Below are 10449 nucleotides of genomic sequence, written 5' to 3'. Positions count from 1 at the left end.
ACGGCAACAACGGCTGGATGCGGGCCCACTGCCCATCAGTCAAAACAGAAGTACGCGACACCCATCAAGCATCCCGCCTAAACCAACCCAGGTTTAGGAGACACGCCCTAGTGCCGCACGGGAATAAATACGCGCGGCTGTTCCGTCCAGGTATCCGCCATTTGCGTCATAGTGCGCCGCATGATGCGGTCTGAGGCCTCACGCGCCGAGGCAGCGTCACCACGCGCGATCGCCTCCGCCACATCCTGGTGCCACTGCAGGGCAGCCTGATGGGGATGGTCGGGCATCAGTCCGTGGACGGTGCGCCCCGTCAGTGTTTCGGCAACCTGGCCCATGAGGTTGGCGAACATCTCGTTTCCGGAGCCGGAGAGCAGCAGCGAGTGGAAGCGAATGTCCAGCTCCAGGAACCGCGCCACCTCGCCGTTGTTGCCGGCCTCACGCATGGCGCGGGCCACGTCCACGAGCTCCATGCGCAGCGCGGCCGGAGCGTTTTGAGCGGCCAGTTCGGCAGCTGCCGGCTCAACGGCCGCGCGAAGTTCGGCCAGGGAGCGCAGCTGGGCGCCGCGCGCACCGCTGGCCAGCCGCCAGCGGATGACCTGCGGATCAAAGGGATTCCACCGGCTGGCAGGCAGCACCCGGATACCCACCCGCTTGGTGGTTTCCACCAGCCCCAGGGACTGCAACACGCGGACAGCTTCGCGGACCACGGACCGGGACACCTTGAGTTCAACCTCCAGCTGCTCTGCGAGCATAATGTGGCCCGCAGGGAGATCGCCTGAGATGATCCGGGTACCCAGACTATCGATGGCACGGTGGTGGAGGCTGCTGGTCATGCTGATAAGCCTAGTTGTTGGCAAACACCTGGCCGGCAGCGGGCCGTGACCGGCACCGACACAAATGGTCCGGACAGAGGGCCGCCACTTTCGCCACGCACCAAGAATATATATGCTTTATTCCGACCCCCTGATCTGCCCCGGTGGCTTCCGCCCGCGGAACTCCGCAGCCGAGGCGAACTACGAATTGGAGTTATTGATGTCCGCACACATCGGTGTCACCGGCCTCGCCGTCATGGGCGCCAACCTTGCCCGCAACCTGGCCCGCAACGGCTTTACCGTTGCGCTCCACAACAGGTCCGTGGAGAAGACGGACGCGCTGCTGGAAAAGCACGGCTCTGAAGGTGACTTCATCCGCACCGAAACCCTGCAGGAACTGGTTGACTCCCTGGAGAAGCCGCGCCGCGTCCTCATCATGGTCAAGGCCGGCAAGCCGGTGGACTCCGTGATTGAACAGCTGGAGCCGCTGCTGGAGCCGGGCGACATCATCATCGACGCCGGCAACTCCCACTACGAGGACACGCGCCGCCGTGAAGCGGCCCTGGCCAAGAAGGACCTGCACTTCGTGGGCGTCGGCGTATCCGGCGGCGAGGAAGGCGCGCTGAACGGCCCGTCCATCATGCCCGGCGGCTCCAAGGAGTCCTACAAGGCACTCGGCCCGCTGCTGGAAAAGATCTCCGCAAAGGTCGACGGCGAGCCCTGCTGCGCCTGGATCGGCACCGACGGCGCGGGCCACTTCGTCAAGATGGTCCACAACGGCATCGAATACGCCGACATGCAGGTCATCGGCGAGGCCTTCGACCTGCTCCGCTCCGGTGCAGGCATCGAGCCGGCCGAGCAGGCAAAGATCTTCTCCGAATGGAACAAGGGTGATCTCTCGTCGTTCCTGATCGAGATCTCCGCTGAGGTCCTGGGCCACGTTGACGCCAAGACGGGCAAGCCGTTCGTCGACGTCGTCGTTGATGCTGCCGGCCAGAAGGGCACGGGCCGCTGGACCGTCATCTCCGCCCTGGAACTGGGCTCACCGGTCTCCGGCATCGCCGAGTCCGTTTTTGCCCGCGCCCTCTCTTCCCAGGCCGCACAGCGCAAGCTGGGCCAGGAACTGCTGGCCGGCAACGAGGCCACGGTGGAAATCCCCGAGACGTTCGTTGAGGACGTCCGCCAGGCGCTCTACGCCTCCAAGCTGGTTTCCTACGCCCAGGGCCTGGACATGCTCACCTCCGCCGCCAAAGAATACGGCTGGGACCTGAAGCTCGACGAAATCGCTTCGCTGTGGCGCGCAGGCTGCATCATCCGTGCCGAACTGCTCAAGGACATCACCAAGGCCTACGCCGCCGATGAAAAGCCTGCCAACCTGCTTTTCGCCCCGGCGTTCACCAAGGCCATTGCCGACGCCCTGCCGGCCTGGCGCCGAGTGGTAGCCACCGCCGTCCAGCTTGGCATCCCGGTTCCGGTGTTCTCCTCGTCGCTGGCCTACTACGACGGCCTGCGGCGCAAGCGGGTGGCCGCCGCCCTGATCCAGGGGCAGCGCGACCTGTTCGGCGCCCACACGTACGGCCGCGTCGACACTGAAGGCACTTTCCACACCCTCTGGGGCGAGGACAAGTCCGAGGTTGAAGCGGTTGACACGCACTAGCACCTGCACCGCATGACAAAGGCGGGCAGGTTCCCGGTGATCCGGGGTCCTGCCCGCCTTTTGCGTATCCTGTCGGAGCGCTAGATCCGGTATTCGATGTCGTATTCCGCCGGGTCCACCGCGGGCGTGGTTTCCCGCTGCGCATCCCGGTGCCGCCACTTGGCGGGCACCCCGGTGATGATGGACTCCGGCGGCGCGTCCTTGACCACCACGGCGTTTGCGCCCACGGCGCTGTCACGGCCGATGGTGATGGGCCCCAGGATTTTGGCTCCGGCGCCGATGGTGACGCGGTCGCCGATGGTGGGGTGCCGCTTGATCCGGGCCAGGGAACGGCCACCCAGGGTCACCCCGTGGTAGATCATCACGTCCTCACCGATCTCGGCGGTTTCACCGATCACCACGCCCATGCCATGGTCGATGAAGAAACGGCGGCCAACGGTGGCACCCGGATGGATTTCGATTCCGGTCCAGGACCTGCCCAGCTGCGAAAGAAGGCGGGCAGGAAACCGCAGCTCCGGCTTCTGCCACATGCGGTGCGTCAGCCGGTGGATCCAGATGGCATGCAGGCCGGAGTAGGCGAAAAAGTTCTCAAAAGAACCCCGGGCCGCCGGGTCATGTGACCGGGCGGCGTCGAGGTCTTCTTTTAGTCTTGCGAAAAAGCCCACAAAGTTCTTTCTACAGGAAACGGGCGGAATGCGGACTGCTTAGCCGCGGATGTCGTCATAGAGCACCGTGGAGATGTAACGCTCGCCGAAGTCGCACACGATGGCGACGATCAGCTTGCCGGCGTTCTCCGGCCGCTTGGCCAGCTCCAGGGCTGCCCACACGATGGCGCCCGAGGAGATGCCGCCCAGGATTCCCTCCTTGACGCCCAGCTCGCGGGCTACCCGGACTGAATCCTCAAGGGTGGCGTCGATGACTTCGTCATAGACGTTGGTGTCCAGCAGCTCCGGGATGAAGTTGGCGCCCAGGCCCTGGATCTTGTGCGGGCCGGGTGCCCCGCCATTGAGGATGGGGGAGTCCTTGGGTTCGACGGCGACGATCTGCACGCCGGGCTTGCGCTCCTTCAGGACCTGCCCGACGCCGGTGACGGTACCACCGGTGCCTACGCCTGCCACGAAAATGTCCACGGCGCCGTCGGTGTCCTCCCAGACTTCCTCCGCGGTGGTCCTGCGGTGGATCTCCGGGTTGGCTTCGTTGGCGAACTGCTGGGCCCAGATGGAGTTTTCGGTGTTGGCCACGATTTCCTGGGCCTTCTCCACGGCGCCGCGCATGCCCTCTGAGCCGGGCGTGAGCACGATCTCGGCCCCGAACGCGCGCAGCATGACGCGGCGTTCCGTGGACATGGTCTCGGGCATGGTGAGGATGACCTTGTACCCGCGGGCGGCGCCCACCATGGCCAGGGCGATGCCCGTGTTGCCGGAGGTGCCCTCAACGATGGTGCCGCCGGGCTTCAAAGCCCCCGACTTCTCCGCGGCGTCGATGATGGCCACGCCAATGCGGTCCTTGACGCTGTTGGCCGGGTTGTAGAACTCCAGCTTCACGGCAACGGTGGCATCCAGGCCCTCGCTGAGCCGGTTCAACCGAACCAGCGGGGTCCCGCCGACCAGCTGCGTTACATCGTCATAGATCCGTGCCATGTACATACGCCTATCTCTAAGGGGTGGATACTGAGGTCAGCCTAACGAGGCCGCGTAATGGTGGGCTAAGCGTTAAGCCATGAAGAGTAATATTTCCGGGCCTTGGCGAGCTTGGGGTTGATGATCACCTGGCAGTATCCCTGCTCGGGGTGCTTTGCGTAGTAATCCTGGTGGAATTCCTCGGCGACATGGAAACGCGGAAGCCGGCTGACCTCGGTAACGATCGGGTGGGACCATAAGGCCTGGTTCCGGTCGATCGCTTCCTCGAACAGGATCTTTTCCTCATCCGTTGCGTAGAACATCGAGGAGCGGTACTGGGTGCCCACGTCATACCCCTGCCGGTTCAGCGTGGTGGGGTCATGCAGCGCGAAGAACATGTCCAGGATGACCTCCGCCGGGATGATGTCCTCGTCGAAGCTCACCGCCACAACTTCGGCGTGGCCGGTGGTCCCGCTGCAGACCGAGTAGTAGTCAGGCTGGGGATCGTGGCCGCCGGTGTAGCCGGACACCACGGAGGTGACGCCCCTGGTTTTCTGGTAGACGGCGTCAAGGCACCAGAAGCACCCTCCGCCCAGAACAAAAGTTTTCATGACCTCTTCAATGGTTGACGGCGCCGGAAGATTCCCCGGCCGTCCGCTGCCGTGCCGCAAACTGCGGAGGCGGGAAGCCGATGGGGTAAAACTAAGACTATGGAACCTGTGGACACCGACGTTACCGGCCAGGCAGATCACGACGGCGAGGCCTCCTCCGACACGCCGGCTCCGGCCGGTTCCGCGGAGGCACCCACGCTTGCCGAGGTGCTCCTCGCGGTTGAGGAGCTGTGGCCCGAATCCCTGGCGGAGAACTGGGATGAGGTAGGCCTCGTGGCAGGCCACCCGTCCGCCCCGGTCACAAAAGTGATGTTTGCGGTGGATCCCACCCTCGAGGTCATCGAGGAGGCGGTTGAGTGGGGAGCGGAGCTGCTGATCACCCACCATCCCTTGTTGCTGAAGGGCGTCACGTCGGTGGCCGCCACGTCGGCCAAGGGCCGGGCCGTCCACCGGCTGATTGAGTCGGGAACGGCACTGTTGACCGTGCACACCAACGGGGACTCCGCCGTCGGAGGGGTCTCCGACGTCCTGGCGGACGCACTGGGGCTCCAGGACGTGGCCCCCCTTACCGTTGCCGCGAACGGCCTGCCGGAGGAAGGCATCGGGCGTGTCGGCGATCTTCCGGATGCGGTGAGCCTGGGCGACTTCGCCGCGCGCGTGTTCGGAATCCTTCCGTCTGTGGCCGGGGGAGTGCGCGTTTCCGGCGACAAGGACGGGCTGGTGCGGCGCATCGCCGTCTGCGGAGGTGCCGGCGACTCGCTGTTCAACGAAGTCCGGGCCAGCGAGGCCGACGTCTACGTCACCGCGGACCTCCGCCACCACCCGGCGTCGGAAGCCCGCGAAGCCGCGCACAACGGGCGGCCCTACCTGGTGGATGTCTCGCACTTCGCCAGCGAATGGCTCTGGCTGCCGGCCGCATCGGCTGCCCTGGGCAACGTCCTGGCCGATCAGGGCCATGACGTGGAGATCCTGGTCAGCACCACCAACACCGATCCGTGGGACTTCATCCTCACTCCGGGCTAGAGTCTAGGAAGCGCCGGTTCGGCGCCCGGCCCCGGCCGGATGGGATCCAGCGGAGGTAAACGTGGCTAAGGCAGCACCGGCGGAACAGTTGAAGTTGCTCGAACTGCAGGGCCTTGATGCCCGGCTGAAGGGCCTCACCAACCGCCGCCGCACGCTGGAAAATGATCCCCGCATCAAGGACCTGGAGGCTGCGCTGTCCGTCGCCAATGGTGAACTGGGCGCGGCCAAGGTGGCCGTGCACGACGCCGAGGCCGCGCTGAAGCGGGCCGAGGCCGACGTCGAGCAGGTCGCCACGCGCATTGAACGGGACGAAGCCAGGCTTAACAGCGGCACCGGCCTGTCCAAGGACCTGGTGGCGCTGCAAAAAGACATCGTGTCACTGAACAAGCGGCGCTCCGACCTTGAAGACGTGGAACTCGAAGTCATGGAACGGCTCGACTCGCTGCGGGAGCGGCAGGCGGCCCAGCAGCAGATCGTCGATGACATCCAGGGCTCCTTTGGAACCATCAGGGCCGAACTCGATGCGGCCCTCGCTGACGTGGAAGCCGAAGCGTCCGGGCTGCGTGGCCAGCGCACCGAATTTGCGCAGGGCGTGGACGCTGGCCTGGTGTCGGTGTACGAAAAGACGTTGGCAAAGCGGGGAGTGGGCGCGGCGCGGCTTTTCCACGGCACATCGGAAGCCTCAGGCATGAAGCTCAGCCCCGGCGACCTCGCCGAGATCAAGGCAGCCGCTGCCGATGACATTGTTTTCTGCCCGGACTCCGGCGCCATCCTGGTCCGTTCCGACGACTGGAACTAGGCAGCCGGCGGGCGTCCGTCCGGGCGGTCAGCCCGGCAGGATGATGTTCAGGGCGTGCGGTTTGCGCGCCGTGCCCGGCACGAGTTCGGCGTCCCACTTTTCGCGGGCAGCCTTCTGGAGGTCCGACGGCGCCCCGGGGGCCTTTCCGCGGCGCACCAGCAGGTGCCGCGCCAGTTCGCCGCGGGTGTGCTTGGCGAAGTGGCTCACCACTTTCCGGACACCGCCGCTTTCGGTGAAGACGTTGACCGTGACAGTCTGCTCCGCCGGCGGAGCCCACGCCGCCGCATAGGTGCTGGACCGGCAGTCCACCAGCAGGTGCCCCCGCGCTGCGGCGCCCAGCGTATCCCCAAGCTGTGCCTTCCAGAACGGAGCCAGCCGCCCGACGTCGGGCAGGGCAGTTCCCATCGACAGCCGGTAGGCGGGAACGCTGTCGCCAAAGCGAAGGGCTCCCCACAACGCCGAGATCACCAGGACGGACTCATCGGCCTTGCGGCGCTGCACCGGTGTCAGGGTCCGGTAGCCCAGGGCGTCGTACAGGACACCCGAGTAGATGCTGTGGGCAGGGGCCGCCGGTTCGGCGTGCAGGCGGGTGTTGCGCTCGACGTCGTCCCGCAGCGATGCCCCTACGCCCAGCAGGGCGAGGGCGTCATGGTGTGCGCTGACTGTGCCGAGCGCTTCGAGGACCTTGGCGCGGTACGGGTTGAGCTCCGGGAAGCCCAGGGCGGTCCAGTCGACGGCGGGGCCGCGGAGCGCGGGTGTCTTGCCTTCGGAAGGGGGAAGCAGAATCAGCACCGTCCGATCCTACCGGCGGCAAACGGGGGCACGCAGCGCCGGTAGACTGGGTCCTGGATGGGACAGCCAGACGGCCGCGCGCCACGCAAGTAGCTCGAGGAACGTCCGGGCTCCGCAGGGCAGGGTGGTGGGTAACGCCCACTCGGGGTAACCCGCAGGCCAGTGCCACAGAAAACAGACCGCCTGCATTTCCGGCCCCGGCCGGGGAGCGCAGGTAAGGGTGAAACGGTGGTGTAAGAGACCACCAGCTTCCCGGGTGACCGGGAAGGCTAGGTAAACCCCACCCGGAGCAAGGCCAGACAGGACACGTTCGAGGGCTGCCCGCCCGAGTGTCCGGGTAGGCCGCTGGAGGGTGCCGGCAACGGTACTCGTAGATGGATGGCCGTCGCTCCCTTGCCGGTAACGGCAGGGGAGAACAGAACCCGGCGTATCGGCTGTCCCATCCACAAAACCGCGTTTGACCACGCGCTATGCGTCGGGGATCCTGAACCGTGCCCGTAATTCCTGAAACAAGACCCGCATCCGCAGCGGGCATTCCCGGCATCCGCTCCCAAGGCATCGCCCTCGCCGGTTTCCTGGCCCTCTCAGCCCTTGCATGGGTGGCCGCCTCTGTTCCCATCATCCTGAATTCCGGCGGCTGGTACGCCGGTTCGCTGAAGGCGCCGTGGATGCCGCCGTCGTGGATGTTCCGCAGTGCGTGGGTTGTGCTCTATGCCGGGGTAGCGCTGGCGGCCTGGCTGGTGTGGCGCAAAGGGGGCCTGTCCGGGGTTACCCGTGCCGGTTACGTGGTGCAGCTGTTGCTCAACACCGCATGGCCGCTGACCTTCTTCGCCCTGTACCCGCTGCTGGGAGTGTCCGCCCTCTGGGCTGCCTTTGCGGTCATCTGCCTGCTCACCGCCACCCTGGCATTCCTGATCCTGCGTTTCGGGCCGGTGGACGCCACCGCCGGATACCTTGTATTGCCGTACTTTTCCTGGCTGGTGTTCTCCGCCAGCCTTAACCTCTATGCGGCGATCCACAACTAAGGCTCCGGAACCGCCTCCGCTGTCCATGTGAGTGATTTCACGCAGCGCAAGCGTGTTCCCTGCAGCGGGCCAAATTAGAATGGATCCCGGACGCAGGAGTTCTACCGCCGAAAGTTGCGTCAGCAGCCGGCGGTTTTTCTTTTCACGCGATCCGGGCGCCTGGGGGCCATCCCTGCAGGCGCCGGTGCCCCTGGACATCATCAGGTGGCCTACATCCGTGTACGAAGACGTACACGGCTGAACCGAGGAAGGTATTTCTGTGAGCCAGACGTCTGATTCTTGTCTTGATACGTGGATGGGCCGGGAGGCCCTCGCCGAGGCCATGATCCCGGTGATCGGCAGGCTGTACCGCGAAAACAACGTGGTGACCAGCATCCACGGCCGGAGCCTGATCAACAAGTCCACCATGAACATCCTCAAGGCACACCGCTTCGCACGCCGGATGAGCAAGGACGAACTGCTCCTGGAGGACACGGCGCCCCTGCTGGACACACTGGCCGGCCTTGAGCTTGGTGCCGCCGCGATCGACATCGCCCGCCTGAACCAGAAGTTCAAGGAAGAGGGAAACGGCGCCACCCTGGAGGAGTTCCTCCGCGCAGAGCTCGCCGAGATCGTCGGCAAGCGCGGCGGCGATGACCGCACCAGCACCGACGTCGTCCTGTACGGTTTTGGCCGCATCGGCCGCCTCCTGGCCCGCATCCTCATCGAGAAGGCAGGCGGTGGCCACGGGCTGCGCCTGCGTGCCATCGTGGTGCGCCGCGGGTCCGACAACGACCTCTCCAAGCGTGCCAGCCTGCTGCGCCGCGACTCCGTCCACGGCTCCTTCGAAGGCACCATCCGGATCGACGAGGACGCCAACACCATCACGGCCAATGGCGTCCAGATCCAGGTCATCTACTCGAACGACCCCGCCACGATCGACTACACCGCCTACGGCATCAACAATGCCCTGGTAGTGGACAACACCGGCCGCTGGCGCGACGCCGAGGGCCTGTCCCAGCACCTCCAGAGCAAGGGCGTTGCACGGGTCCTGCTGACCGCGCCGGGCAAGGGCGAACTGAAGAACATCGTCCACGGCATCAACCATCGGGACATTACGGACTCGGACAAGATCGTTTCTGCTGCGTCCTGCACCACCAACGCCATCACCCCGGTCCTGAAGGCCATCAACGACAAGTTCGGCGTGGTCCACGGCCACGTGGAAACCGTCCACTCCTTCACCAACGACCAGAACCTGATCGACAACTTCCACAAGGGCGACCGCCGCGGCCGCTCCGCTGCGCTGAACATGGTTATCACGGAAACCGGTGCCGCCAAGGCAGTAGCCAAGGCCCTGCCCGAACTCCTGGGCAAGCTCACCGGCAGCTCCATCCGCGTCCCTACCCCGGACGTGTCCCTGGCCATCCTGAACCTCACCCTTGAAAACGGCACCACCAAGGACGAGGTCAACAACTACCTGCGCGAAATGTCGCTGCACTCGGACCTGCGCAAGCAGATCGACTACATCGACTCGCCCGAGGTTGTCTCCACCGACTTCGTGGGATCCCGCCGCGCCGGGATCGTGGACGGCCTGGCCACCGTGTCCACGGACAAGAACCTGGTCCTCTACGTCTGGTACGACAACGAGTTCGGCTACAGCTGCCAGGTGGTCCGCGTCATGGAAGAGATGGCAGGCGTGAACCCGCCATCGTTCCCGGCCAAGGAAAGCGCAGCCGCCCTGGCCGCGATCGCCGTCTAGCCAATTTTTTCGCATCCAGCGAATTCCCGGCTGGTTCTCTGGAATCAGCCGGGAATCGGGACCACACTGGTGCCATGGACAACGAATCGACGCTTCAGCACGAGACCACCCTTGAGCACGCCCTGGACGTGGCGAAAGCCAACCATAAGGAAGCCGTGCGGCTGCTTGAGCACGCCCGTGCCGCCCAGAAGACCGGCGACGTCACCGACGAGCGGGTGAGTCAGCTCGAGAACCTGCTGGCCGTTGCGGAAGAAGACCTCCGAAGGGTCACCAGGGAACAGTAATCCGTCGGCCACCAACCGGCGCTGTGACCCATCACTCGTCCTCAACACTGTGGATATCGCCGGACGGACGTGCCCTCTGTCCTAGTCTC

Annotated in this window: 11 protein-coding genes and 1 other RNA gene; 7 read left to right on the top strand and 5 right to left on the bottom strand. The window is 65.3% G+C overall.

What is annotated here, in order from left to right:
• Positions 1-107 precede the first annotated feature (107 nt).
• On the bottom strand, positions 108-833 hold the full coding sequence (locus HNO81_RS07880) for a FadR/GntR family transcriptional regulator (RefSeq protein ID WP_175317562.1): 726 nt from the start codon (positions 831-833) through the stop codon (positions 108-110).
• A gap of 199 nt (positions 834-1032) precedes the next feature.
• Between HNO81_RS07880 and gndA the strand changes: the two genes are divergently transcribed.
• Positions 1033-2469 (top strand): NADP-dependent phosphogluconate dehydrogenase, encoded by a 1437-nt coding sequence (gene gndA, locus HNO81_RS07875; RefSeq protein WP_175317561.1) that lies wholly within the window; start codon positions 1033-1035, stop codon positions 2467-2469.
• 80 nt (positions 2470-2549) lie between these two features.
• Here the strand turns inward: gndA and epsC are convergent, their stop codons facing one another.
• The 3 genes from epsC to msrA all read right to left on the bottom strand — a co-directional run bounded on the left by epsC (position 2550) and on the right by msrA (position 4699).
• Positions 2550-3134, bottom strand: a complete 585-nt coding sequence (gene epsC / locus HNO81_RS07870; RefSeq protein WP_175317560.1) for a serine O-acetyltransferase EpsC — start codon at positions 3132-3134, stop codon at positions 2550-2552.
• 39 nt (positions 3135-3173) lie between these two features.
• A complete protein-coding gene (cysK, locus tag HNO81_RS07865; protein WP_175317559.1) occupies positions 3174-4109 on the bottom strand; it encodes a cysteine synthase A in 936 nt (311 codons plus the stop codon).
• A gap of 65 nt (positions 4110-4174) precedes the next feature.
• A complete protein-coding gene (msrA, locus tag HNO81_RS07860) occupies positions 4175-4699 on the bottom strand; it encodes a peptide-methionine (S)-S-oxide reductase MsrA (protein WP_175317558.1) in 525 nt (174 codons plus the stop codon).
• 99 nt (positions 4700-4798) lie between these two features.
• Here msrA and HNO81_RS07855 point away from each other — a divergent pair, with 99 nt between their 5' ends.
• Both HNO81_RS07855 and HNO81_RS07850 read left to right on the top strand, forming a co-directional pair.
• Complete coding sequence (locus HNO81_RS07855) at positions 4799-5722, top strand: Nif3-like dinuclear metal center hexameric protein (RefSeq protein WP_175317557.1); 924 nt, start codon at positions 4799-4801, stop codon at positions 5720-5722.
• 61 nt (positions 5723-5783) lie between these two features.
• Positions 5784-6521 (top strand): C4-type zinc ribbon domain-containing protein, encoded by a 738-nt coding sequence (locus tag HNO81_RS07850; RefSeq protein WP_175317556.1) that lies wholly within the window; start codon positions 5784-5786, stop codon positions 6519-6521.
• Between the two features lie 27 nt (positions 6522-6548).
• Here HNO81_RS07850 and HNO81_RS07845 read toward each other — a convergent pair whose 3' ends face one another.
• Entirely contained in the window at positions 6549-7313 is a 765-nt protein-coding gene (locus HNO81_RS07845; protein WP_175317555.1) for a peroxide stress protein YaaA, read from the bottom strand.
• 58 nt (positions 7314-7371) lie between these two features.
• Here HNO81_RS07845 and rnpB point away from each other — a divergent pair.
• The 4 genes from rnpB to HNO81_RS07825 all read left to right on the top strand — a co-directional run bounded on the left by rnpB (position 7372) and on the right by HNO81_RS07825 (position 10360).
• An RNA gene (gene rnpB, locus HNO81_RS07840) (RNase P RNA component class A) lies at positions 7372-7759 on the top strand.
• Between the two features lie 45 nt (positions 7760-7804).
• The gene (locus tag HNO81_RS07835; protein WP_175317554.1) at positions 7805-8338 is read left to right on the top strand and encodes a TspO/MBR family protein; all 534 of its coding nucleotides are present in this window, start codon (positions 7805-7807) and stop codon (positions 8336-8338) included.
• Positions 8339-8597: 259 nt separating this feature from the next.
• Entirely contained in the window at positions 8598-10076 is a 1479-nt protein-coding gene (locus HNO81_RS07830; protein WP_175317553.1) for a glyceraldehyde-3-phosphate dehydrogenase, read from the top strand.
• Between the two features lie 74 nt (positions 10077-10150).
• Complete coding sequence (locus tag HNO81_RS07825) at positions 10151-10360, top strand: hypothetical protein (RefSeq protein ID WP_175317552.1); 210 nt, start codon at positions 10151-10153, stop codon at positions 10358-10360.
• Positions 10361-10449: the final 89 nt, after the last annotated feature.

Source organism: Pseudarthrobacter sp. C4D7 (genome assembly GCF_013359725.1).
In the GTDB taxonomy this organism is placed as follows: domain Bacteria; phylum Actinomycetota; class Actinomycetes; order Actinomycetales; family Micrococcaceae; genus Arthrobacter.
The sequence above is the reverse complement of the archived record's forward strand: the minus strand, read 5'-3'. Positions and strand labels throughout refer to the sequence as shown.

Bases quoted from the DNA above. Each gene is read 5' to 3' on its own strand.
- HNO81_RS07880 (WP_175317562.1), bottom strand. From the start codon at position 833: ATGACCAGCAGCCTCCACCACCGTGCCATCGATAGTCTGGGTACCCGG.
- gndA (WP_175317561.1), top strand. From the start codon at position 1,033: ATGTCCGCACACATCGGTGTCACCGGCCTCGCCGTCATGGGCGCCAAC.
- cysK (WP_175317559.1), bottom strand. From the start codon at position 4,109: ATGGCACGGATCTATGACGATGTAACGCAGCTGGTCGGCGGGACCCCG.
- msrA (WP_175317558.1), bottom strand. From the start codon at position 4,699: ATGAAAACTTTTGTTCTGGGCGGAGGGTGCTTCTGGTGCCTTGACGCC.
- HNO81_RS07855 (WP_175317557.1), top strand. From the start codon at position 4,799: ATGGAACCTGTGGACACCGACGTTACCGGCCAGGCAGATCACGACGGC.
- HNO81_RS07825 (WP_175317552.1), top strand. From the start codon at position 10,151: ATGGACAACGAATCGACGCTTCAGCACGAGACCACCCTTGAGCACGCC.